Genomic DNA, 24,106 nt, shown 5'->3' with positions numbered 1-24,106 from the left:
ATGGCAACCATCTGGATATTCAATTCAGGCTCAAGTTCAGGGCATAAGCCCGCTATTGGCGGGCAACTATCAAGCTTGTCAAAAACCACCTTATGCCTGAAAAACCCCTGGGTAACAGACTCAGTCTTTATGGGAAAGCTGTACTGTGCAATGACCATTGCGCTCATTGTCTTCACCTATCCTTACTTACTAACCAGTGAAGCCTGGAACCCATACACCTTGAGTCATACCTTTATCCTCCTTACACTAATTACACCTTTCATCTTCCTCCCATTCTTAGCCTATCGAATATATTTCATAAAACGCCTATCAAGTTTCTGCTTCAATCGGTCAACCCAAAAAATCTATTACCAACGTCTGAGTAAGGTACTAATATTCGAATGGGCCAACACCGGAGGTGGCATCTTCAAGCGCACCGAATACGGCGGCTCATCGTTCAGCACCAGCTATGCCCTCGCCTTCGCCCCCCGCCGGGAAGACGGCAGCCTGCATCAAAAAGACTGCCTCTGGATCGACAGCAACGAACCCACCGAACCCGGCGTCAAGCATGTCGCCGAAGTGTGGGAATACCTGCGCCACTTCATGGACCACGGCCCGGACAAACTCCCCCCGCCCGGTGAACCCAACTGGTGGCACAAGCCACTGCACGCCATCTGCCTGACCCCGGCAGAAGCCTGGCGCCACTACGCCCCTTGGCGAACCGGTGAGCCCGGTGAAATGCAGGGCAAAAAGAACTGGCAATTGCCGTTCTGGGCGGTGCTGTTCCCCTACAACCTGACCGTCGCTCTCTGTTGGTACTGTGTCTGCAAGCTTTTCAATGTCCGTGCAGCGCCACCACCGGCGGAGGCTTTCGAAGGTGGGCCTGCTAAGCCCGAATAGTCACCACCTGAAGTGGATAGGAAGAGAACGCTACGCGCCTGGATGGCAACGCGGCAAGACAGAATGGGGATGGCGCCCAGATCAAAGGGCTGTAGGACGGCTCCTGACTTATCGCAGGCAAGCCAGCGCCCACAGGTTCGGCACAAATCTCAAGAGCGGTGCAATACCTGTGGCGCTGGCTTGCCGGCGATGATTGGGCGCAGCGCCTGTCAGGCGAACTTGGCCCGGGCCGCGTGCAGTTTCTTGTAGCTGTCGATCAGGCGCAGGTGGCGATCAAGGCCTTCGAGCTTCATGCTGGTCGGGGTCAGGCCATGGAAGCGCACACTGCCGTCCAACGAGCCCAATACCGCGTCCATGCGCGCATTGCCGAACATACGGCGGAAGTTGGCTTCGTAGTCATCCATCTCCAGTTCGTCATCCAGTTGCACTTCCAGCACCACGTTCAGCGCCTGGTAGAACAGGCCGCGGTCTACGGTGTTGTCGTTGAACTGCAAGAATGCCTCGACCAGTTCCTTGGCATCCTCGAAACGCTGCACCGCGAGGCAGATCAGCAACTTCAGTTCGAGAATGGTCAGTTGGCCCCACACCGTGTTCTCGTCGAACTCCACACCAATCAGCGTGGTGATGGTGGTGTAGTCATCCACATCGCAGTTGTCCAGGCGCTTGAGCAGCAGCTTCAGCGAGCGGCTGTCGAGGCTGTGCAGGTTGAGGATGTCGGCACGGAACGACAAGGCGCGGTTGGTGTTGTCCCAGATCAGGTCCTCGACCGGGTAGATTTCCGAATAGCCCGGCACCAGGATACGGCACGCGGTGGCGCCAAGGTTGTCGTACACCGCCATGTACACTTCCTTGCCCAGGTCTTCGAGGATGCCGAACAGGGTCGCGGCCTCCTGCTGGTTGGAGTCCTCGCCGTGCCCGGAGAAGTCCCACTCGACGAATTCGAAGTCGGCCTTGGCGCTGAAGAAGCGCCAAGACACCACGCCGCTAGAGTCGATGAAATGCTCGACGAAGTTGTTCGGCTCGGTCAGCGCGTGGCTTTCGAAGGTGGGTTGCGGCAGGTCGTTCAGGCCTTCGAAGCTGCGGCCCTGCAGCAGTTCGGTGAGGCTGCGCTCCAGCGCCACTTCCAGGCTCGGGTGGGCACCGAACGAGGCAAACACGCCACCCGTGCGCGGGTTCATCAAGGTCACGCACATGACCGGGAACTCGCCCCCCAGCGACGCATCCTTGACCAGCACCGGGAAGCCTTGCTCTTCCAGGCCCTGGATGCCAGCGAGGATCGCCGGGTATTTGGCCAGCACCTCTTGCGGCACGTCCGGCAGGCACAACTCACCCTCGAGGATTTCGCGCTTCACCGCGCGCTCGAAGATTTCCGACAGGCACTGCACCTGCGCCTCAGCCAAGGTGTTGCCCGCGCTCATGCCATTGCTGAGGAACAGGTTTTCGATGAGGTTGGACGGGAAGTACACCACCTGCTGGTCGGACTGGCGCACGAACGGCAGCGAACAGATGCCCCGCGCCGTGTTACCCGAGTTGGTGTCATACAGGTGCGAACCGCGCAGCTCCCCGTCAGGGTTGTAGATCGCCAGGCAGTGCTCATCGAGGATCTCGGCCGGCAGCGCGTCGCGCGGGCCCGGCTTGAACCACTGTTCGTTCGGGTAGTGCACGAACGGGGCGTTGGCCAGGTCTTCGCCCCAGAACTGGTCGTTGTAGAAGAAGTTGCAGTTGAGGCGCTCGATGAACTCACCCAGCGCCGAGGCCAGCGCAGCCTCCTTGGTGGCGCCTTTACCGTTGGTAAAGCACATCGGTGACTGCGCATCGCGTACGTGCAGCGACCAGACGTTGGGCACAATGTTGCGCCACGAGGCGATCTCGATCTTCATCCCCAGCCCGGCGAGGATGCCCGACATGTTGGCAATGGTCTGCTCCAGCGGCAGGTCCTTGCCGGGGATATAGGTGCTGGTGTCCGACACCGGCATCAACAACCCCTGGGCATCGGCATCGAGGTTGTCGACCACTTCGATCACGAACTCAGGGCCGGTCTGCACCACCTTTTTTACCGTGCAGCGGTCGATGGAGCGCAGGATGCCTTGACGGTCCTTGTCGGAGATGTCCTCGGGCAGTTCGACCTGGATCTTGAAGATCTGGTTGTAGCGGTTTTCCGGATCGACGATGTTGTTCTGCGACAGGCGGATGTTTTCGGTGGGAATATCGCGGGTCTGGCAGTACAGCTTGACGAAGTAAGCCGCGCACAAGGCCGAAGACGCCAGGAAATAGTCGAACGGGCCTGGGGCCGAACCATCGCCTTTGTAGCGGATAGGTTGGTCGGCGATCACCGTGAAGTCATCGAATTTGGCTTCGAGACGGAGATTGTCGAGAAAATTGACCTTGATTTCCATGCGGGATTACCGTGATTTAAGCGTGCAAAACGAAATTGGCCGGCATTATCCGGGTTTTCGTTGCGCAAGTCCTGTTCAACACCGACCGCAGGCTTGATTTTTCGAAGCTGGCTTGCGTATTCCACCGGATTACTTGCCTGATCCTCTGAAGCCACCCCCGCCACCAGACCAGCGGTCATCCTCCTGTGCTAGCGTTTCTGCACCGGGGAACAACGTATTCCCCATGCAGAAAAAACATAGCGACAACAACCGTGACGGGCAGGTGAAACCATGGAACTACGCATCAACCAGAAGACCTATCAGGTCGAGGCGGACGCCGACACGCCCCTGCTGTGGGTAATCCGCGATGACTTGGGGCTGACCGGCACCAAGTATGGCTGCGGCTTGGCCCAGTGCGGCGCCTGTTCGGTGCTGGTGGACGGTAATGTGGTGCGCGCCTGCGTTACCCCGGTGGCCGGTGTGGTGGGGCGTGAGGTCACCACCATCGAGGCGATCGAAGCCGACCCCGTCGGCAAACGGGTGGTCGCCGCCTGGGTTGAGCACCAGGTGGCTCAATGCGGCTATTGTCAGTCCGGCCAGGTAATGGCAGCCACGGCGCTGCTCAAGCACACGCCCAAACCCAGCGATGCGCAGATCGATGCAGCCATGGTCAACCTGTGCCGATGCGGCACCTACAACGCCATCCATGCCGCCGTGCATGACCTGGCCCAGGGGGAGCAGGCCTGATGAACACGCCAGTCGATACACCCGCCGAACTGCTCAGGCTGCAGCGGGGCGAAACGGTCAACCTGTCACGTCGGCGCTTTCTTGCCGGCACCGCAGTCGGTGCCCTGGTGCTAGGTTTCGGCCTGCCCATGGGCTCGGCCCGCGTGCAGGCAGCAGCCGCCGCTGCGGCAACGGCTGAACGCGGCACCCAGGTGCCTGCATTTCTGGAGATTCGCCCGGACGGCACGGTGCGCCTGCTGAGCCCCTTCATGGAAGGCGGACAAGGCCCTTTCACCGCCATGGCGCAGATTGTGGGTGAAGAGCTGGATGTCGACCCGGCCCATTTCGTGGTCGATAGCGCGCCACCGGGCGAAGCCTACGTGGTGATGGAGAACGGCATGCGCATCACCGGTGGCAGCATGTCGGTACGCATGAGCTACCCGACCATGCGCCGCCTGGGCGCGCTCGCCCGGGGCATGCTGCTGCAGGCGGGCGCCGAACACCTGGGTGTACCGGTCGATGAGCTTTCTACCACGCCGGGTAACGTAGTACATACCACGACCGGACGTTCCGTACCCTACGGTGAGCTGGCCGGTCGCGCCATGGACCTGCCAGTGCCCGACCCGGCCAGCGTCAAGCTGCGCGACCCCAGCCAGTTTCGCTGGATTGGAAAGCCCGTACGCCGCCTGGATGCCTACGACAAGTCCACCGGCAAGGCCCAGTACTGCATCGACATCAAGGTCGACGGCATGCTCCACGCTGCCGTGCAGCATGCACCGCGCCTGGGCATGACGGTTGGCAGCCTGCGCAACGAAGACCAGGTCAAGGCCATGAAAGGCGTACATTCTGTGCATCAGCTGCCAGGCGCCGTGGCTGTGGTCGCCGAGCGCTGGTGGCACGCCAAGCGTGCAGTGGAGGCGATTCAGGTGGACTGGAAAGAACCGGCCGCCGACAGCAAAGTGCGACCGATGCCGGCCGATTTTTCCAGCGACGCCTGGCGCGAACACCTCGCGACGGTGCAAGGGCCGTCCCGTGATGAAGAGAACGAAGGGGATATTGCCGGCGCCTTGGCCAACGCCAAGACCAAGGTCGAGGCCAGCTACCACAACCAGTACCTGAACCATGCCCAGCTGGAGCCACCGTCCGCCCTCGCCCGCTTCAACCCGGACGGCAGCCTCGACGTCTGGCTGCCCAACCAGGCCCCGGACATGTTCCGTGACGACATTGCCAGACGCACCGGCCTGGAGCCTGCACAAATCAACCTGCACTCGCCGCTGCTGGGCGGCTTCTTTGGCCGCCACTTCCTGTACGACTCTGCCAACCCCTACCCGCAGGCCATTGCCCTGGCCAAAGCAGTTGGCCGGCCGGTGAAGCTTATCTGGAGTCGCGAAGAGGAGTTCTTGCGCGATGTACTGCGCCCCGTCGCAGTGGTCAAGTTCCGCGCCGGGCTGGACGCAGACGGTATGCCAGTGGCGCTCGAAGCGGTCAGCGCCACCGAGGGCCCAACCGAGGCTCTTGCTGGAAAACAAGGGGAGAAGATCGACCCGACCGCGCTTGAGGGGCTGTCAGGCAAGTCCTACGCCATCGCCAACAAGCGCATTGCCCAGATCTATGTCAAAGGTCCGGCCATGCTTGGTTACTGGCGCTCGGTAGGTAACTCGCTGAACGACTTCTTCTACGAATCATTCCTGGACGAACTGGCGGACAAAGGTGGCAAGGACCCGTTTGAACTGCGCCTGCACCTGCTGCGCGACAACCCGAGACTGACCAACCTGCTGAACGCAGTGGCCGACTTGTCCGGCGGCTGGAAGCGCGGACCGTTCACCGCCGAGGACGGCAGCAAGCGCGCACGCGGCGTGGCCATGGCCTCACCGTTCGGCTCGGAGGCTGCGGTCATTGCCGAGGTTTCGATCGACAACGGCCAGGTCAGGGTGCACGACATCTGGCAAGCCATCGACCCGGGCAGCATCGTCAACCCGGCGATCATCGAGCACCAGGTCAACGGCGCCGTCGCCCTGGGCCTGTCGCAGACGCTGGTGGAAGAAGCGGTGTACGTAGATGGCAAGCCGCGCGCACGCAATTACGACCTGTACCCGATCCTGCCGCCTTCGCGCATGGCGCGGGTGCATGTGCGCATCATCGAAAGCGGGGCGAAGATGGGCGGCATCGGCGAACCACCGCTGCCCGCCGTGGCCCCGGCGGTGGCCAACGCGGTCGCGCAGCTCACCGGCCAGCGCGTGCGCAGTTTGCCATTGAGCCGCCACACCTTCAGCTGATCGCACAAGGGACGCCTCATGACCCATCGTTTCGCAAGAACCGCTGGCTGGCTGGCGCTGCCGTGCCTGGTCGCGACGGGCCTGCTGGCCTGGTATGTCACCCGTGAACCCGCATCACCGTTTGCCGACGCACAGGCCACTGCTGCCGACCCGGCGCTGGTCAGCCGCGGTGAATACGTCGCCCGGCTCAGTGACTGCGTGGCCTGCCATAGCCTGCCGGGTGGCAAACCGTTCGCCGGCGGACTGGAAATGGCCACCCCGCTGGGGGCAATCCACGCCACCAACATCACCCCCGACCGCGACAGCGGCATCGGTAACTACACCCTGGCCGACTTCGACCGCGCCGTGCGCCAGGGTGTCGCGCCGGGTGGCCGACGGCTGTACCCGGCGATGCCTTACCCGTCCTACGCCAAGCTCAGCGATGATGATGTCAAGGCGCTGTATGCGTTCTTCATGCACGGCGTGCAACCGGCGCGGCAGGCCAACCTGGGCAGCGACATCCCCTGGCCGCTGAACCTGCGCTGGCCCATCGCCTTGTGGAACGGCCTGTTCGCCGCCACCACGCCTTACACCGACAAGGCCGGGCAGGATGCACAGTGGAACCGTGGCGCCTATATCGTCCAGGGCCCCGGACACTGCGGCAGTTGCCATACGCCACGTGGCCTGGCCTTCAATGAAAAGGCGCTGGATGACAGCGGCAAGCCGTTCCTGTCCGGCGCACTGCTCGACGGCTGGTATGCACCCAGCCTGCGCGCCGACCACAACACCGGGCTGGGGCGCTGGAGCGAGGCAGAGATCGCGCAGTTCCTGAAGACCGGGCGCAACCGGCATGCAGTGGTATATGGTTCGATGACCGAGGCGTTCAACAACTCCACGCAATTCATGCATGACGACGACCTGGCTGCCATCGCTCACTACCTGAAGTCGCTGCCCGGCGACCCCCAACGGGACGGCGCGCCATGGCAATACCAGGCCGAATCGCCAGCGACACGGCTGGACAGCCCGGGAGCGCGCACCTACGTGACACGCTGTGCGTCGTGCCATGGCCTGGACGGCAAGGGCCAGGCCGAATGGATGCCGCCCTTGGCCGGGGCGACCTCGGCACTGGCCAAGGAGAGCGCCTCGGCAATCAATATCACGCTCAATGGTTCGCAGCGGGTGGTGGCTGCAGGGGTGCCGGACGCCTATCGCATGCCGGCTTTGCGCGAGCAGTTGAGTGATCAGGAGATTGCCGACGTGCTCAGCTTTGTGCGTACGGCCTGGGGCAACCAGGGGGGTGCGGTGGATGCGCAGGCGGTAGGCAAGTTGCGTGGGCATACCGACCCGGCTAGCAGCAGCCCCATCATCTTGCATATGCGTTGAATTGGAGTGGCACATGTACCGACGCGAGGCTGCCCCCACGAAAACCGCGCAGCGCATGAGCCACTCTGTCACTGCCACCGCTCCAGATTCTGTTTCAACCACTGCTCGGGCAAGGCCCCGCCAACGATCTTCGCCATCTCCCGCGCCAGCGCCTCACGCAGCAGTGGCCGGTTGCAAGGCGACTCATGTGAGATTGCCAGGTACAACCCTTCGCTGGACACCGGTGGCTGCAAAACCTGCACAGTGGCTGCGATGCCCAATGTGCGCGCCAGCGCCATGCCAGGATACTGCTCGTACACCACGTAATCGCTGCGCTTGTGCATCAGCTTCTCGAACGCCTGCCTGGCAGTTGGCACCGCTTCGAGGGTGAGATTGGCCAGGGCGTATTCATCGAACTGTTGGCCGTGGCTGTTGTTGACCAGAGTGCCACCCTTGCGGCCTTTGAGGTCGGCCCATTGCTGGTAGGCAAAGGCATTGTCCTGGCGCACCCAGATTACGCTGGGCGTGCGCAAAAACGGCGGGGCAATGAAGTCCACATGCTGCCGGCGCGCTTCGGTCAGGAAATACCCGGCCATCAAGTCGATCCGCCCGGTGCGCACTTCTTCCTGGGCTCGCGACCACGGCCCGGCGTAAACCACCTCTATGTCCAGCCCCAGCTGCTTGCCCAGGTATTTGAGCAGGTCGGCATTGGCACCGATCAGTCGTTGAGGGTTCAGCGGGTCGCGCCACAGGTACGGGGGGTATTCCGGGTTGCCTGTGGCGGTCAGCCGTAGACATGCATCATCCGCTGTTGCAGCCAGGGGCAGCAGTGACAGGCACATCAGGAGCAAGACGTGGCGGAAGCAACGCTCGATCATCTACGACCCTCGGCACATGAAACACCCGGCGATCCGGCGTAGTGGCCAAAGGCTGCCACCTGCCGTGGTCGCCTGCAGCTATCATCTGCGCGCTGTAGACAGTCTGGACCATCAGCAACCTGCAGACGAGCCTTTCATCGTCCCGTTGATAAATCTGCCGAAGGACAGACAGTGAGCGCCTGCACGGCCGGCGACAAACTGGGCGTTTCAGGCACCCTGCCGTCGCATCGCCAGGATCGCCGCGCCAAAACCGATAAAGGTGGTGCCCACCACCCTGTTCACCCAGCGCGACAGCGACGGCCGGGTCAGCACCCCCTTGGCCCGCGCAGCCAGGGCGGCATACGCGCTTAGCGAAGTGAGCGACAAGGCCACGAAAATCCCGGTCAAGGTCAGGAACTGCGGCAACAGCGCAGCCCCTTGGTCGATGAACTGCGGGAACAGTGCAGTAAAGAACATGGTCGCCTTCGGGTTGGTCACTGCAGTGAGAAAGGCCGATTTGAACAGTTTCAGCGGCGTGGGCCGCACCTTGGCTGAACGCTCTGCGGCACCCTGCTCCAGCATCGGGCTCTTTTTCATCAGTTGGCGCGCCCCCAGGTAGAACAGATAGCCCGCCCCCAGGATCTTCACGGCATTGAAAAGTACTTCAGAACTGGCCAGCAGTGCGCCTAGCCCCAGCATGGCCGCTGCCGACAGACAGAACAGACCCGTGCCATTGCCCAGCGACGACCAGATCGCGCTGCGCTGGCCATGGGCAAGGCTGTTGTTGATAGCCATCAAGGTGGCAGGGCCGGGGCTGGCGATCGCGATGGCGGCGACCAGGGTAAACGCGAACAGCGAGTGAGAATCCATTTTCAGGCTCGTCAGACAAACAGGAAAGGCTGCGTCAATTGCACGCAGGTTCAGCCGGCATTCTGCCGCTTGGCCGCCTTTTTGGCGATAGCCTTCATTCGCGTCGCCGCACGCTGCACAGTGGCCATTTTCTCGGGCCGCTTCATGCCCCGCCACTTGCGGATTTCGTCACGGGTACGGCCGCAGCTCACGCACAGTTCGCTGTTGAGCTGGCATAACGAGACGCAGGGGTTGTCGATGTCTTTGGCCATGCCACTGCTCAGCCAGGCAGTTCTGCCCGCGCACGTTCGCCTGCGCTGTGGAACACCTGGCGCACTTCCTCGGCCTTGACCTTGGTTACCGACCTGGCTGCCAGCAACTCTTCGACCACGCGCAAGCCCTGCTCCAGGGCTGTTGCCAGTTGCTCGGCGTCGGAGGCGTCAGCGATATCACCCAGATAAGGAGCGATGAGATACACGTAACGGTCCTGCAGCTTGAGCGCTTCCAGCGCGTCGAGGGCTTTCTGGAACCGATCGGCAGCGGCAGGGCTCATGCTCAATTTATCGAAATGAATCAGGCTCACACGGTCAGTGGCCATTATGACGAATCTCCGTTTCCTGGTGCGGCCAGGCCCGCAAGCAGCAGCGCTTCTACGATGCTCGTATGTGCGGTCCCGGGTTATGCCCATCAGGGTACCAGAAGCCGAGGCAGAAAGGGCCATTGCCCCCAGAACTAAAAGTATTTGCCAAGTCGCGCAATGGACGCCCCATGGCGTTATGGGGACATGAGCCGCTATCTGCTGCGCAGGATAATCCCGCCAGCAATCCACCCCGCCGAGGCCGTCATCGTGCTCGGCAGCCCACACAACAAGCCTGCGCGTCCAGGCAATACACAAATGGGGCCTCATCATACATGGCAAAGGAACACATCCCCGAAACACTCGATCTTGGCGTCACAGACCCCTCGAAAACCGCAGAAGCCCGCCAGGATCGACATTTCGAGGGCAAGCTTGACTGGATCGTCTTTGGTTTCACCAGCCTTCTGGCCATCGCCTTCGTGCTCTGGGGCTTCCTAAACCAGGCCAGCCTGGCCAGCAGCGCCTCAAGCGCGCAATCCTGGGTCATTCTCAATTTCGGCTGGTTCTTCGTGCTCACCTCCTCCCTCTTCGTGGTGTTCGTGCTGTGGCTGGCCGCCAGCCGTTACGGGCGGGTGCCGCTGGGCCGCGATGGCGAACAGCCAGAGTTCCGCACGGTGTCCTGGGTCGCGATGATGTTCAGCGCCGGCATGGGCATCGGCCTGATGTTCTTCGGCGTGGCCGAGCCGCTGTCGCACTACATATCGCCGCCGCCCGGCTCGGCCAGCGGGCAGACCAGCGAAGCGATGCAGGTGGCAATGGCCACTACCTTGTTCCACTGGACCCTGCACCCTTGGGCCATGTACGCCATCGTCGGCCTGGTAATCGCCTACGGCACCTTCCGCCGTGGCCGCTCGCAGCTGATTTCCGCCGCCTTCCGGCCGCTGATCGGCAAGCACGCAAACGGCCCTCTCGGCCGCCTGATCGACATGATGGCGATCTTCGCCACGCTGTTCGGCTCGGCCGCCTCGCTGGGCCTTGGGGCGCTGCAGATTGCCGGCGGCCTGGAATACAACGGCTGGATCGAAAGCCCCGGTAAACTGTTCTATATCTCGATCATCACCCTGCTGACCATTGCCTTCGTGACCTCGGCGGTGTCGGGCATCGGCAAGGGTATCCAGTGGCTGTCCAACACCAACATGGTGCTGGCACTGGTGCTGGCGGTGTTCGTGTTCATGGTCGGGCCGACGCTGCTGATGCTCAATCTGTTGCCGACCTCGCTCGGCATCTACATCAAGATGCTGCCGGAAATGATGGCCCGCACCAACGCCAGCGGCGGCGAGCAGATGAACAGCTGGCTGGCCGGCTGGACCGTGTTCTACTGGGCCTGGTGGATCTCCTGGACGCCTTTCGTGGGCATGTTCATCGCCCGCATCAGCCGCGGTCGCACCATTCGCCAGTTCGTTACCGGGGTGCTGTTGGTGCCAAGCCTGGTCAGCCTGGTGTGGTTCACCATCTTCGGTGGCGCCGCCATCGAGGCCGTGCGCGAGGGCGCCTTCCAGCTGGCCAACGGTGCGGTCAACAGTAATCACGCGCTGTACCAGTTGCTGGACAGCTACCCGCTGGCCTCGGCAACCTCGGTGCTGGTGATGATCCTGGTGGGCATCTTTTTTGTTTCGGGTGCCGACGCCGCCTCGCTGGTGATGGGCACGCTGTCGGAACACGGCACCACCGCGCCATCGCGACGCACAGTGATTTTCTGGGGGACGCTGACCGGTACGGTGGCGGCCATCATGCTGGCGATCGGCGACCCAGGTAACCCTGGCGAGGCGCTGACCGGGCTGCAGAACCTGACCATCGTCGTGGCCTTGCCATTCGTGGTGGTGATGGTGCTGCTATGCCTGGCGCTGTACCGCGACCTGCGCAAGGACCCGATGATGCTGCGCCACCTGCGCGGCAACGAGCTGATCGAGAAGGCCGTACTGTATGGCGCGGTGAAGCATGGGGAGGAGTTCTACATTGTGGTGCAGGAGAAGAAGGCGTCGGCCAAGACAGCGGCAGAGGCCGAAGTAACCAGCAACTGACGGCGTCAACCCGAAGACCACGGGCTGCTACGCAGCCCGTTCGCAATGCGAAACCGCGCCTGCTGAAACATGGACCTGCTTCAACCTTTCAACGCCGCCGCTATCTTGGCCACATCGATCTTGCCCATCTGCATCATGGCCTCGAACGCACGCTTGGCCGCCGCACGGTCGGGGTGGCCGATGGCTTCGATGAGGATGCGTGGAGTGATCTGCCACGAAATCCCCCATTTGTCCTTGCACCAGCCGCAAACGCTGGCCTCGCCGTCGTTGCCGACAATGGCATCCCACAAGCGGTCGGTCTCTGCCTGGTCCGCGGTACTCACCTGGAACGAAAATGCCTCACAGTGCTTGAAGGCCGAGCCGCCATTGAGCCCCACGCAAGGGATACCCATTACCGTGAATTCCACGGTGATCACATCGCCCTGCTTGCCTGAAGGGTAATCGGCGGGTGCCTGGTGCACAGCGACAACCCGGCTATCGGGGAAAGTTCGGGCGTAGAAGTTCGCCGCCTCTTCGGCATCGTGGTCGTACCACAGGCAGATGGTGTTCTTGGCAGTCATGGTCTTGCTCCAAGATCGAAGGTGAGCCTTGAGTCTAGCCTCATAGCCCCGGCGTACCGGTTCTGCAGACATTTCCGACATCAGGTAGTGAACCTGCTGACAAAAAAACGGTCTTTCGCTGACGGTCAACTCACCGACCGGTTCATCGGCCCAGTCACCGGGCCTTCTTTTTGTCCTGTTTCAGCGAAGACCCAACATGCCCAATTCCCGCCCAAATGCTTCCGCCCTCCCTGCCCTGCGCATCGGCCTGATTGCCGCCTTGGTGAGTCTTGTCGCACCCGTGCACGCCGAAGAGCCTGCCAGCGACGCACGCTGGGTCAGTGACAGCCTGAGCACCTACGTGCGCAGCGGCCCGACCGACGGGCACCGCATTGTCGGCACGCTCAAGTCCGGGCAGAAGCTGACCCTGCTCGGCAGCCAGGGCAATTACAGCCAGGTGCGCGGGCAGAACGGCGATGTGGTGTGGATCCTCAGCAACGACCTGCAGACAGTGCCCGGGCAGAACGAGCGCCTGCCATTGCTCGATGCCCAGGTCGCCGAACTGACCGGGCAGTTGAAGACCATCGACGACAGCTGGAAGAACCGCGTACAGGGCATGCAGGAAACGCTTGATTCGCGCAAGCAGCTGATTGACGAGCTGGAGGCGCGCAACAAGGCACTGAACGAGCAGCTCGATCAGAGCCAGTCGGACCTGCGCGATACCCAGGCCCGCCTGGGGGATGAGAACAAGCAGGTGATGATGCGCTACATGGTGTATGGCGGCAGCATTGCCGGTGCAGGCTTGCTGGCGGGGCTGATCCTGCCGGCACTGACCCGTGGGCGCAAGAAGAACGATCGCTGGTTCTGAGTTCGGCAAGGCGTCGGGGCTGGAACGTGCAGGCCTGCCACAGGTCTTGCAGCAGCGGAACCGCCCCTACCGCAACCGTTCCAGCGCCTCCAGCACATACCCCGTGGCCCGCTCCACCTGCCCTTCCCGACACGCAATACCCAACTGCCGCCACAACCCCGGCCGCAGCGGTCGGCGGGCAATGCGCCGGTCCAGCTCGGTCGCCTCCCCCTCCTGCGGCAACAATGTCGCCCCGTACCCGGCGCCGACCAGGCTCTTGATCGCATCGTTGTAGTTCAGCTCGATCCGCGGTTCGGGGTACAACCCCGCCGCTGCAAACCATTCGCCGGTAACCCGCGACAGCTGGGTGGTACTGTCGTTCAGGATCAACGCCCGTTGCGCCAGCCAGGCCGGGGTGATCCTGGCCGGCGGCTGCCAGTCGGCCGGCACATACGCCAGGATCGGGTCGCGCCGCCAGGGGGTAACCGTCAGCCCTTTGCCGGCTACCTGCGGCAAGGCCACAAGACCGATATCCAGTGTGCCCTCACGCAAGCGCGCGAGCGATGCCTGGGAGGTCAGCACCTGAACCTGCACATCGATCCCCGGGTGCTCCACACGCAGGCGCGCCAGCGCCTGCGGCAGCAAATGGGCGATGGCACCGGTGGAGGCGCCCAGGCGCACACGCCCGGTCAACCCTGCGACCTGCCGGCGCACTTCGTCCAGCGCCAAGTCAGCGTCCGCCAGCAGGCGTCGGGCGCGCCCCAGCAGTGTTTCACCGATGACGGTAGGCCGCACCTGGCCGCGGGTGCGGGTGAGCAACGGGGCGCCAATACGCGCCTCCAGCTCGGCCACGTGCAAGCTGATGGTGGGCGGCGCCAGGTTAAGCTGACGGGCGGCCTCGGCAAAGGAGCCCAGGTCGGTGATGACCACCAATGTGCGGAGGCGGTCGAGGCTGATTTCGCGCAATTGTCAGTGCAGGCCCTTTTTCGAGTAAACCCACAGGTTCACCACGTGTTTCAAAAATCATTCAGAAAACCTGAATGTATCGATCATCATATTCAAATTTTCATTACCAACGCTACGGGCGAGCATAGGCTATCTTTCCCCAACCGGACCCCGAGCATGCACACCCCTGTTGTTTTCATCGACGGCGACCAAGGCACCACAGGCCTGCAGATCCATGCCCGCCTGCAGGGCCGGAGCGATCTTCGCCTGCTGACCCTCCCCGAGGCCGAGCGCAAGGACCCGCAACGCCGCTGCGAAGCGATCAACAGCGCCGACATCGCCCTGCTGTGCCTGCCCGACGACGCCGCCCGCGAGGCCGTGGCCGCAATCCACAACCCACAGGTGCGGGTGATCGACGCCAGCTCGGCGCACCGCACCACACCAGGCTGGGTGTATGGCCTGCCGGAGCTTGACGAACAGCAAGCCGAGCGCATCGCGCAAAGCACGCGTGTCAGCAATCCCGGCTGCTATCCCACCGGCGCCATCGCGCTGCTGCACCCACTGGTCAAGGCCGGCTTGCTGCCTGCGGACTACCCCCTGAACATCCACGCCGTGTCTGGCTACTCCGGCGGTGGTCGAGCGGCGGTCGAGCGGCATGAACAGCCCGGCGCCGCCAAAGCCCCGGCGCTACAGCTGTATGGCCTGGAGCTGGCGCACAAGCACGTACCGGAGATACAGCAGCACGCGGGGTTGTCGGCGCGGCCGATGTTCATGCCCGGCTATGGCGCCTACCGCCAAGGCATCGTGCTGAGCATTCCGCTGCAGCTTCGCCTGCTGCCTGGACAGGTCAGCGCCGAGCAGTTGCAAGCCTGCCTGGAACAGCATTACCAGGGTGCCCGCCATGTTCAGGTGATGCCTCTGCATCAGTGCGGAGCTGCGGTAAACCTCGACCCCGAGGCATTGAACGGCAGCAATGACCTGCGCCTGGCGCTGTACGCCAACCCCGAGCATGGCCAGGTACTGCTCACGGCGGTGTTCGACAACCTGGGCAAAGGTGCCTCTGGTGCTGCCGTGCAAAACCTCGACCTGATGCTCGGTGCCTTACAGGCACACGGCTGATACGGCAAAAACGGTTAGACTGTACAACCCGCGCCAACACAGCGCGGGTCGTATTCTCATCCGCCGGAGCCCCCAGATGTTCATCCTGAGCCGCCTCGACAGCGTGCCGCCCGAATCTTTCCAGAACCAGATCCGCGAGCTGGTCATTCACAATGTCGGCGATTTGAGCAGTGTCGCCATCGCCGTCGACAACCCGCTATACCCGCTGTACCAGTACGGCGTCGGCATGGAAGTCCACCAGTACCTGCAAGCGCTGGACGGCACCCGCGGTCTGGCCGTGGCGCTTACCCTGGCGCTGGATGCCGAAGCACCAGACCAGTTGCTGGGCTTTGCGCTGTCGCTGCCAGCCCAGGACGATGGGCAGGCCTGTGCATTGGCCTTTCTGGCCGTGTGCGCCAGCCATCGCCGCCAGGGCATCGCCCGTGCTCTGCTGGGCGACCTGCGCTCACGCCATGCCTGCGTAGAGCTGAACGCCTTTGCCAACCAGGTGCCGTGGTTCGAGGCGATGGGCATGCAAGTGGTGGCCGCCAACGGCCCGCAGGTGCTGATGAGCAGTACCGGCCAGCCCAGTGGTGCGCTGATCGGGCGCCTGGACATTGCGCCGATTTATCAGACGGCTGAAGTGCTGCAGATTCACACCTATCTGCTTAACCAGCAGGGTGAGGATGCGATGATCGAAGCGGAGCAGATGCGCGATGAGCGGCTGGATGAGCTGACCGCTCAAGCCCAGGAATGTGTGCGCCAGCGCAAGAACGTGCATTGATCCAAGGGCCTGTTCGCGGGCTTGCCCGCTCCCACAGGAATACCGTAAGGCCCAAGGCCGGTGATGTACCTGTGGGAGCGGGCGAGCCCGCGAAGAAACCCCATTGGCCTTTCAGCCATGCACCCAGCGCCGATGCAGCCCACGCGCCAGGGCATCCAGCACAAACCCCAGCACGCCAATCAGCAGCACCATGGCCATCAGTTCGGAATACGCCAGCCGGTCACGGGTATCAAGAATGAAATACCCAAGCCCCGCACTCACCCCAAGCATTTCGCACGGCACCAGCACAATCCACAGAATACCGATGGCCAGACGCACCCCCGTCAGCACGTGACCGATCACCCCCGGCACAATCACCTTGCACAAGGTTTCCCAGCGCGTGGCACTCAAGCTGCGGCTCAGTTGCAGCCAGCGCGGGTCCAGTTGGCGCACCCCAGCCGCCGTGTTCAGCAAGATCGGCCACAACGCGGCAAACGCCAGCAGGAAGTAGATCGGCTGGTCACCCACGCCCATCAGCATCACCACCACAGGCATCCACGACAATGGCGATATCATGCGCAGAAACTGAAATGCTGGCGTGGTCACCGCCTCCAGGTGCCGGTAGCTGCCTACCAGCAAGCCCAACGGCACGCCCATCAGCAGCGCCAGCAGCAGCCCAATCAGGATGCGCTTGAGGCTGACCCAGATATGCCCATAGACCTCGCCCTGCCCCAGCAGCTCGACCAGGCTGGCCAGGGTTGCCGCCGGCGAAAAGCGCGCCGACAGGCCGTCGGCCTGGCCGAACATTGCCACACCGGCCCACCATAACAGCAACAAGGCCAGCAACCCGACCAGCCCAAGGCCGGCATGTACGACATGCGTGCGCATCAGACCGCAAACTCCTCGCTACGCTCGAAGTTGTCGGCAATGCCGAACACCGACGGGCCACCCACTGTCGCGATGGCATTCCGCACGAAGCGATCGTCGACCAGGTCGCGTGCGGCATACGCCGGATCCAGCCCGGCAAGAAACGCATTGTCGCCTTCGATCAGGGTGGTTTTCAGGCGCTTGACCAGCTCTTCGGTGTAACTCGGGAACGGGTATGGCTGGAAGTCGATGCGTTTTTCGTCCCACTGCTGATGGCGAATGGCGCCACTGGCAATGTAGCCAGCACGGTCTTCGGCGGCGGGCGCCAGGACCTTGGTCAGCACCGCAGGCTCGTGTGGGGTGTACTTGTTGGGGCCCGCCCTGGACAGCAGTGCGGCGGCTTCGGTGCGATGGTCACGGGTCCATTGCTGGGCCTTGACGATGGCGTTGACCACTTTCTGCGACCACTCCGGGCGGTTATTCAGGTCATGCTCGTGCATGAACACCACGCAGCACGCATGGTTGCGCCATACATCGCCGGTAAAGCGCTGCACGCGGCCCACCTTGAGGTTCTCGGCCAGTGCGTTGAACGGCTCGGCAACGATGTAGCCGGCAATGCGCTTGCTGGCCAGAGCGGGTGGCATGTCGGACGGTGGCAGCACCAGCAGGTTGACCTCGTTGGCGGCCAGTTGCGCATTGGCCGGCTTCGACACGGGCGTCAGGCCGTTGTCGTTGAGCAACTGTTGCAGTACCACATTGTGGATCGAGTACCAGAACGGAATGGCCACTGTCTTGCCACCAAGCTGTTTCACGTCGGATATATCCGGCGCAACAGTCAGGCCCGAACCGCCCACGTGGTTCCAGGCCACCACCTTGGCTGGCACCTTGCTGCCATAGCGCGCCCATACCGTCATCGGCGAAAGCAGGTGGATGACATTGACCTGGCCGGAGATGAATGCCTCGATCACCTGCGCCCAGCTGCGCAGCAGCACCGGGCGCTCGGCCTTGATGCCTTCGGCCTCGAACAGGCCGTTGTTATGTGCCACCAGCAGCGGCGTGGCATCGGTGATCGGCAGGTAGCCGATGCGCACCGGCGCGTCCGGCTCGGCAGCGGCACGCGCCTGCAAGCTCGACAGCAACGGCAATGCACCGGCAGCAGTGAGCATGGCGCCGAGCTTGAGAAAGTCACGACGCGAAGAAGAGGAACAACAGTCATCCATGCACATGGACAGCCTCCGAGGGCAACGAGGTTGGGGTAGGTTCGACTGTGCGGCTTGCCCGCCGAAGGGTTTTGAGGATTTCGATACGCAAAGCGCCCAGTTCTTCGACCCGCTGCGTCCGTGGTTGCGGCAGGTCGATGTGCCACTGGCCGAGGATGTGCGCTGGGTGGTTGCCCAGTAGCAGAACCCGGTCTGACAGCAGCAGGGCTTCGTCGATATCGTGAGTGATCAGCACGGCCGCGGTCTTGTGCGTGGCGATCAGTTGCAGCAGCAACTGCTGCATGTCGGCGCGGGTCACCTCATCCAACGCACCTAAGGGTTCATCCAGCAACAAGACTTCGGGCTGGCGTGCCAGGCAGCGGGCCAGCGCGGTGCGCTGGGCCATGCCGCCAGACAACTGCGCCGGGTACTGGCCACGGGCGTGGGCCAGGCCCACAGCCGCAATCGCATGGTCGATGCGTGCACGGCGTTCGGCATCCGCCAGCCTGGGCTGACGGGCGAAGTCCAGGCCGAAGGCGACGTTCTTCTCCAGGCTCAGCCATGGCAGCAGGCTTGGGTCCTGAAAGGCCACCGCCAGACGCGGGTGCGGCCCCTGCAGCGGCTGGCCGTGCAAGCTCACGCTGCCGCCGCCAGGCTGCTGCAGGCCTGCCAGCACCCGCAGCAAGCTGGACTTGCCCACACCACTGGGGCCAAGGATGCTCACGACTTCACCTGGCGCCAGCTGCAGGTCGAACTGCGCCAGCACCTGCTGCCAACCACCCTCACGCGGGTAGCCCAAGCGAATTTCACGGGCCTCCAGCAATACCGCGCTCATGCAACGCCTGCCTGGCGTTGCAGTTCGGCGCGCAATTGCACCAGGCTGGGCGTGACGATCGGCACGAAGGCCGACTCCCGCCAGCGGCGGGCGAACCCTTCGCCGTATTCGCAGAGGTAAGCCTTGCCGCCACTGGCCTGCAACTCCAGTTGTACCGCGTCAGCAGCACTTTCAGCCAGGATGATGCGCAGCTTGAACAAGGCCGCCGGCTGCTGCTGGAAGCGACCTTCGAGCAAGCCCTGCTTGAGTTCGCTGACGGTGTTTTCCAGGCGTTCGCCAAGCACCTGACGGGCTTCGTCGAGGAACGAGGCTCGGCCATGCAGATGCGCCTGAACCTCTTCCAGCGCTCGTCGCGCCAGGCCAATGGCCATGCCACATTGCAGCGCCAGGAATGCCGGACGTACCCGTGGCAGGAATTCGCGTGCATTTTCATGCAGCAACCAGTCGCGGGCCAGCGGCACCTGGTGAAAAGCCAGTGCTGCCGTGTTGCTCGACTGCAGGCCCATCAGTTGTAGATCATCAGAGCGCTCCAGGCCTTGAGCGTCGGAAGGAATGGCCAGCACAAACGGCGCGCCGCCGGCTTCATCCTCGATGGCCGCCGCCACCACGAAGCCGCTTTTACGCAAGTTGGTCACCCAGTGCAGTCGCCCTTCCAGGTGCCAGCCATCGGCTGCCGGGCGGCCACGCACCTGCAGCGCTTCGATACCGGACAGGAACTTCATGGCGTTGGACAGCCCGGTGGCACCGGCCAATTCACCGGTCAACAGCCGCGGCAGCAGGCGCTCACGCAGGGGCTGGTTGGGGCTGTGCAGCAGGTATTCGATGAAGGCACGCTGGCCCCAGCAGACGAAAGCCGCAGCCAATGAGCGGCTGGCAATGGCGGCGATGGCCTCGACCGCGTCGGTCACCTGCCCGCCCGTACCGCCCAGCGCTGGGTCGACCCCCGTGCGCAGCAGCTGCGATTCTGCGATCTGCGCCAGCACCTGCTGCGGTTCGCACAGGCCCCGGTCGATGGCCTCGGCATTGGCATCCAGCCAGTGTCGAAATGCACAATCTTGCATGGTCTTGCTCCTTTGATAACGCCGGGGCCGCTCTGCGGCCCGTTCACGGCACAAGGCCGCTCATACAACGGCCTGGTAATGGCCATTATCACAGGTGGACTACGCAGAAGGCTGCCAGCGGTATTTGCCAAGCTCTTCGTTGAGTGGCGTCTGGGCGAAAACATTAGCAAAGTTGCACAGGGTTGCGAGGCTTACGCCCAGAATCACCTCCAAGGCGTTGCCTTCACTGAAGCCGGCCTCACGGAAGGCCTGGTAGGTGGCTTCGCTGACATTGCCACGGGTGGCGATCACTTCGCGGGCAAAGGCGGCCAGGGTTTCGTAGCGGGCGTTCGGGAGTTCGCCACGGGCACGCAGAGCATCGACCACCTCCTGCGGCAGCTTGGCCTTGTTCAGCGCGACGGCCGTATGGCCGGCCACGCAAAAGTCGCAGCCATGCTGGGTGGCCGCGATCAGTTGCACCACTTCACGCTCGGCCAGGCCAAGCTCAGACTTGCCATTGAGTGCCGAAACGGTCACGTAGGTCTCCAGCGCCGCCGGGGCGTTGGCCAGCACACCAAGCAGGTTGGGGATGAAGCCGGAATTCTTCTGCGCGTTCTCAAGGAACGGCCGTGCCGCTTCCGGGGCGCTCTGCAGCGTGTGTAAAGTAATGCGCGCGGACATGCAGTGATCTCCTTTGATGAGTGTCACTACAGTCTGTTGGTTATAAGAACTACCCTCCATATTCGTCAGTCGCCTTTCCTTGCTCCTGAGTCTTTGCATTAGATGATTTCGTCCAGCCCGCTTGTCGATTGGTTATTAGAAAGCCTGGAGCTCGATGCCAGCCTGTTTCATGTAGGCCGCTATTGCGGCGGCTGGCATGCCAGTACCCAAGGCATGGGCCGCGCCAGCTTTCACCTGGTGGTGCAAGGGCATTGCTGGCTGCACATTGACGGCCAGCCGCAGGCCATTCGCCTGGAGAAAGGTGATGCCGTGTTCCTGCTGCGTGACCTGGCCTATCGCTTGTCCAGCGATCAGGACCCGGTCGACGCCTGTGCTCAGCCACGCCAGGCCATGCAGGCGCTGGATAGCCAGGCCGCCGACGGCGTTGGCTTGGTCTGCGGCTTCTTCCATTTTCAGTCGGGCCTCTGCTCGCTGATTGTCGAGGGTCTCGCTGACTGGATCTTGTTACGCGCTGAAGATCCCAGCGGCAGCGCAGCGCGGGCGCTGTTCGGGCTGATCCTGGAAGAATGCCGGCGAGATGCTGGGCCATCACAGATGCTACTGGAACGGCTGACGCACTTGTTGTTCCTGTACGTGCTGCGCCAGCAGGTGCACGCAGGGCAATCGCTGGGCGGGCTGGTCGCCCTCGCCCGCCAGCCGGCATTTGCCGGATTGCTTGAGCAATTGATCGAGCAACCGGGGCAAACCTGGACCCTGGAGAACATGGCCGCTTGCACCGGGTTGTCACGGTCGGCTTTTTTCAAGCGTTTCAGCGAGCTGGCCGGGCAGTCACCGGGACAAGTGCTGCTGGCGCTGCGCATGCGCCATGCCAGCCAGTTGCTGCAGGCGGGGCATACCGTTGAGCAGGTGGGCGCGCAGGTGGGGTATCAGTCGGTGGCCGCATTCACCAGGGCGTTCGCCAAGGCAGTGGGGGTGCAGCCGGGGGCGTATCGCAGGCAGCATGACGGGCGCGGGCATGCCTGACCCAGCAAAGCGCGGAAATCGACCAAGCGGCCATAGTCGGGGCTGCTTAGCAGCCCCATGTTGCAGTTGTCAGTCGTTGACGCTGATAACCCGCGCACTGTTAACCGCCTTCCCGCGTGTGGCCAGGCAGTAATACAGCGGCACCGTCACCAGCAAGCCGAACAGCCACGACAGGTCGGCCCCTTCGACAATGTTCGAGTACGGCCCCACATACAGCGAAGTATTGGCAAACGGCAGCTGCACCAGGATGCCGCAGGCATAGGCAATGATCGCGTGGTGGTTGAAGCGGCCATAGATGCCGCCGTCTGCACTGAAGATCGAGGCGATGTCGTACTGGCCCTTCTTGATCAGGTAGAAATCGATCAGGTTGATCGAAGCCCACGGCACCAGCACCAGCAGCAGCGCCAGGATCAGGCCGATGAACTGGCCGATGAAGTCCGCCGAGGCATTCAGTGCCACCATCCCGCAGCCCACCAGAATGACCGAGGCCAGGATCACCCGTACCTTGACGCTCGGCGTCCACTCGGCCATGAAGGTCTGGATTGCGGTCACGATCGACAGCACCGCGCCATACAGGTTGAGGGCGTTGTGGCTGATGATGTTGAGCAGGAACAGCACCATCAGGATCGGGCCCAGCCAGCCGGTAGCCTGCTTCACCGCGTCCATTGCGTCGGTGCCTTGCGGGACGCACAACACGGCCACTGCACCAAAGCTGAAGCACAGGATGGTGCCCAGGGTGGCGCCCAGGTAGGTAGCCCAGAACGGTTTGGCAATGCCCACTTCACGCGGCAGATAGCGCGAATAGTCTGACGTGTACGGCGAGAAGCTGATCTGCCAGATGGTGCCCAGCGACACGGTGGCGATAAAGCCCGACAGGTTGAATGCGCCGCGGCTGAAGAAGTCTGCCGGCAGGTCCTGGATGAACATCATGATGAAACCGGCCAGCAAAGCCGAACCCATCACCCAGGTACCGATGCGGTTGAGAATGTGGATGAAACGATAGCCGATCACGCCGATGGCAGTAGCGCTCAGGGCGCCTATCACGATCGCGCCAGGCATCGGCACGCTCGGGGCGATGCCGTGGATGGTCTTGCCTGCCAGGACAATGTTGGAAATAAAGAAGCCGACATAGATCAGCGCGGTGAAGAACACGATCAGCAAGGCACCGTAACGGCCGTACTGGCCACGGCTTTGCACCATTTGTGGAATGCCCAGCTGCGGCCCCTGCGCAGAGGCCAGGGCGATGACCACGCCCCCGACCAGATGGCCCAGGACGATGGCTATCAACCCCCACAACAGGTTCAGGTGAAACACCTGGACCACCATGGCACCGGTGACGATGGGCAGTGGTGCAATGTTGGTACTGAACCAGAGGGTGAACAGGTCGCGCGCCTTCCCGTGGCGCTCGGCAGGTGGAACGTAATCGACCGTGTGATTCTCGACAAACTGGTGTTGCGACGACGGTTGGGACATGGTTTTCAGCTCGAAAGGTCGTTTTTATCTTTGTAAGGAAACCGCATCTAGGCGGCCTCTCAGCTGCGGACCATATTATGGTATTCCAAACTTTTGACAACACTGATCCGCATGAAAAAACGGCCACTGATCCGCTTGCGAAACCCCTGCGACAAACCGCCTCACCGCTCAAGGCCACGGTTTTCGTGGCTTTGGGCCGTTCATCGCGAAAACCCAGGGTTGAAAATTCCGCTTGCAAAATAGGTATTACGGTATACCATCAGACACATCAACGATAAAAACCGCGGACCACCGCAGCCCTTCAGAGGTACTCCCGATGATCGACGCAACTGTCTACAAGAACGTTCTGGGCTCCTTCCCGTCCGGCGTTACCGTCATCACCACCCAGGACGACGACGGCTCGGTCGTCGGCCTGACCGCCAGCGCCTTCTCCTCCCTGTCGATGGACCCGCCGCTGGTGCTGTTCTGCCCCAACTACACCTCCGACTCCTACCCGGTACTGATCAAGCAGAAGCGCTTTGCCATTCATCTGCTCTCGGGTGAACAGCAGGCAGAAGCCTACGCGTTCGCCAAGAAGGGCAAGGACAAGGCCAGCGGTATCGAGTGGAGCCTGAGTGAACTGGGCAATCCGATCCTGGCCGGTGCCACCGCCGTCATCGAATGCGAACTGTGGCGTGAATACGAAGGTGGCGACCACGCCATCATGGTCGGCAAGGTGCACAACCTGATCGTCCCGGCAGAAGCACCACGGCCCATGGTGTACTGCCGCGGCAAGATGGCCAGCCTGCCGGCCTTTGCCTGAAGCCTGCAGTTGGACGCAGCCCGCTCCCAAATT

The 24,106-nt window shown here is 62.6% G+C and carries 23 protein-coding genes; 10 read left to right on the top strand and 13 right to left on the bottom strand.

All coding sequences use genetic code 11. From position 1 onward, the window contains the following. The gene (locus tag ACI7M0_RS10735; protein ID WP_129932032.1) at positions 1-879 is read left to right on the top strand and encodes a DUF6708 domain-containing protein; all 879 of its coding nucleotides are present in this window, start codon (positions 1-3) and stop codon (positions 877-879) included. A 209-nt stretch (positions 880-1,088) separates the two neighbouring features. Here ACI7M0_RS10735 and ACI7M0_RS10730 read toward each other — a convergent pair whose 3' ends face one another. Then, a complete protein-coding gene (locus tag ACI7M0_RS10730; RefSeq protein ID WP_014590666.1) occupies positions 1,089-3,275 on the bottom strand; it encodes an OsmC domain/YcaO domain-containing protein in 2,187 nt (728 codons plus the stop codon). A gap of 270 nt (positions 3,276-3,545) precedes the next feature. Between ACI7M0_RS10730 and ACI7M0_RS10725 the strand changes: the two genes are divergently transcribed. The 3 genes from ACI7M0_RS10725 to ACI7M0_RS10715 are packed head-to-tail and all read left to right on the top strand — an operon-like array spanning position 3,546 to position 7,618. Next, positions 3,546-4,001: a (2Fe-2S)-binding protein gene (locus tag ACI7M0_RS10725; protein WP_003256023.1), complete on the top strand. Its 456-nt coding sequence runs from the start codon at positions 3,546-3,548 to the stop codon at positions 3,999-4,001. Further along, a complete protein-coding gene (locus tag ACI7M0_RS10720) occupies positions 4,001-6,256 on the top strand; it encodes a molybdopterin cofactor-binding domain-containing protein (RefSeq protein ID WP_129932033.1) in 2,256 nt (751 codons plus the stop codon). The genes ACI7M0_RS10725 and ACI7M0_RS10720 overlap by 1 nt, the downstream gene beginning before the upstream one ends. 18 nt (positions 6,257-6,274) lie before the next feature. Beyond that, complete coding sequence (locus tag ACI7M0_RS10715; protein ID WP_129932034.1) at positions 6,275-7,618, top strand: cytochrome c; 1,344 nt, start codon at positions 6,275-6,277, stop codon at positions 7,616-7,618. Positions 7,619-7,686: 68 nt separating this feature from the next. Here ACI7M0_RS10715 and ACI7M0_RS10710 read toward each other — a convergent pair whose 3' ends face one another. The 4 genes from ACI7M0_RS10710 to ACI7M0_RS10695 form a co-directional block, all read right to left on the bottom strand. Further along, a complete protein-coding gene (locus ACI7M0_RS10710; protein ID WP_129932035.1) occupies positions 7,687-8,475 on the bottom strand; it encodes an ABC transporter substrate-binding protein in 789 nt (262 codons plus the stop codon). A gap of 207 nt (positions 8,476-8,682) precedes the next feature. Beyond that, on the bottom strand, positions 8,683-9,324 hold the full coding sequence (locus ACI7M0_RS10705; protein WP_129932036.1) for a LysE family translocator: 642 nt from the start codon (positions 9,322-9,324) through the stop codon (positions 8,683-8,685). 50 nt (positions 9,325-9,374) lie between these two features. Further along, positions 9,375-9,575, bottom strand: a complete 201-nt coding sequence (locus ACI7M0_RS10700; RefSeq protein WP_010954468.1) for a DUF1289 domain-containing protein — start codon at positions 9,573-9,575, stop codon at positions 9,375-9,377. Positions 9,576-9,583: 8 nt separating this feature from the next. Next, complete coding sequence (locus ACI7M0_RS10695) at positions 9,584-9,901, bottom strand: hypothetical protein (RefSeq protein ID WP_003256033.1); 318 nt, start codon at positions 9,899-9,901, stop codon at positions 9,584-9,586. Positions 9,902-10,215: 314 nt separating this feature from the next. On the opposite strand from ACI7M0_RS10695, the gene ACI7M0_RS10690 reads away from it, so the two are divergent. Then, positions 10,216-11,961 (top strand): BCCT family transporter, encoded by a 1,746-nt coding sequence (locus tag ACI7M0_RS10690; RefSeq protein ID WP_064492996.1) that lies wholly within the window; start codon positions 10,216-10,218, stop codon positions 11,959-11,961. Between the two features lie 80 nt (positions 11,962-12,041). On the opposite strand, the gene ACI7M0_RS10685 is transcribed toward ACI7M0_RS10690, so the two are convergent. After that, positions 12,042-12,521 carry a VOC family protein gene (locus tag ACI7M0_RS10685; protein ID WP_014590658.1) on the bottom strand — a complete coding sequence of 160 codons (480 nt, stop codon included), beginning with the start codon at positions 12,519-12,521 and terminating at the stop codon, positions 12,042-12,044. Between the two features lie 196 nt (positions 12,522-12,717). On the opposite strand from ACI7M0_RS10685, the gene ACI7M0_RS10680 reads away from it, so the two are divergent. Continuing rightward, the gene (locus ACI7M0_RS10680) at positions 12,718-13,368 is read left to right on the top strand and encodes a TIGR04211 family SH3 domain-containing protein (RefSeq protein ID WP_020190496.1); all 651 of its coding nucleotides are present in this window, start codon (positions 12,718-12,720) and stop codon (positions 13,366-13,368) included. A gap of 66 nt (positions 13,369-13,434) precedes the next feature. On the opposite strand, the gene ACI7M0_RS10675 is transcribed toward ACI7M0_RS10680, so the two are convergent. Continuing rightward, positions 13,435-14,313, bottom strand: coding sequence for a LysR family transcriptional regulator (locus ACI7M0_RS10675; protein ID WP_014590656.1), 879 nt, complete (start codon positions 14,311-14,313; stop codon positions 13,435-13,437). A 156-nt stretch (positions 14,314-14,469) separates the two neighbouring features. On the opposite strand from ACI7M0_RS10675, the gene argC reads away from it, so the two are divergent. Then, complete coding sequence (gene argC / locus ACI7M0_RS10670; RefSeq protein ID WP_129932037.1) at positions 14,470-15,411, top strand: N-acetyl-gamma-glutamyl-phosphate reductase; 942 nt, start codon at positions 14,470-14,472, stop codon at positions 15,409-15,411. Between the two features lie 76 nt (positions 15,412-15,487). Then, positions 15,488-16,174, top strand: a complete 687-nt coding sequence (locus ACI7M0_RS10665; protein WP_064492999.1) for a GNAT family N-acetyltransferase — start codon at positions 15,488-15,490, stop codon at positions 16,172-16,174. Positions 16,175-16,285: 111 nt separating this feature from the next. On the opposite strand, the gene ACI7M0_RS10660 is transcribed toward ACI7M0_RS10665, so the two are convergent. From ACI7M0_RS10660 to ACI7M0_RS10640, 5 genes are all read right to left on the bottom strand, one after another. Further along, positions 16,286-17,041: an ABC transporter permease gene (locus ACI7M0_RS10660; protein ID WP_129932038.1), complete on the bottom strand. Its 756-nt coding sequence runs from the start codon at positions 17,039-17,041 to the stop codon at positions 16,286-16,288. After that, on the bottom strand, positions 17,041-18,246 hold the full coding sequence (locus tag ACI7M0_RS10655; protein ID WP_129932039.1) for an ABC transporter substrate-binding protein: 1,206 nt from the start codon (positions 18,244-18,246) through the stop codon (positions 17,041-17,043). Before ACI7M0_RS10655 ends, ACI7M0_RS10660 begins: the two co-directional genes overlap by 1 nt. Continuing rightward, positions 18,233-19,054 carry an ABC transporter ATP-binding protein gene (locus tag ACI7M0_RS10650; protein ID WP_129932040.1) on the bottom strand — a complete coding sequence of 274 codons (822 nt, stop codon included), beginning with the start codon at positions 19,052-19,054 and terminating at the stop codon, positions 18,233-18,235. Before ACI7M0_RS10650 ends, ACI7M0_RS10655 begins: the two co-directional genes overlap by 14 nt. After that, complete coding sequence (locus tag ACI7M0_RS10645; RefSeq protein WP_104887781.1) at positions 19,051-20,115, bottom strand: acyl-CoA dehydrogenase family protein; 1,065 nt, start codon at positions 20,113-20,115, stop codon at positions 19,051-19,053. Before ACI7M0_RS10645 ends, ACI7M0_RS10650 begins: the two co-directional genes overlap by 4 nt. Before the next feature lie 99 nt (positions 20,116-20,214). Then, on the bottom strand, positions 20,215-20,775 hold the full coding sequence (locus tag ACI7M0_RS10640; RefSeq protein WP_029615376.1) for a carboxymuconolactone decarboxylase family protein: 561 nt from the start codon (positions 20,773-20,775) through the stop codon (positions 20,215-20,217). 102 nt (positions 20,776-20,877) lie between these two features. On the opposite strand from ACI7M0_RS10640, the gene ACI7M0_RS10635 reads away from it, so the two are divergent. Beyond that, entirely contained in the window at positions 20,878-21,798 is a 921-nt protein-coding gene (locus ACI7M0_RS10635; protein ID WP_064493004.1) for an AraC family transcriptional regulator, read from the top strand. 69 nt (positions 21,799-21,867) lie between these two features. Here the strand turns inward: ACI7M0_RS10635 and ACI7M0_RS10630 are convergent, their stop codons facing one another. Beyond that, positions 21,868-23,271 (bottom strand): cytosine permease, encoded by a 1,404-nt coding sequence (locus ACI7M0_RS10630; RefSeq protein WP_129932041.1) that lies wholly within the window; start codon positions 23,269-23,271, stop codon positions 21,868-21,870. Between the two features lie 316 nt (positions 23,272-23,587). Between ACI7M0_RS10630 and ACI7M0_RS10625 the strand changes: the two genes are divergently transcribed. Further along, positions 23,588-24,073 (top strand): flavin reductase family protein, encoded by a 486-nt coding sequence (locus tag ACI7M0_RS10625; RefSeq protein ID WP_010954485.1) that lies wholly within the window; start codon positions 23,588-23,590, stop codon positions 24,071-24,073. The last annotated feature ends 33 nt before the right edge of the window (positions 24,074-24,106 follow it).

The organism is Pseudomonas sp. 10(2024) (genome assembly GCF_045164175.1).
GTDB lineage: Bacteria > Pseudomonadota > Gammaproteobacteria > Pseudomonadales > Pseudomonadaceae > Aquipseudomonas > Aquipseudomonas alloputida.
The sequence above is the reverse complement of the archived record's forward strand: the minus strand, read 5'-3'. Positions and strand labels throughout refer to the sequence as shown.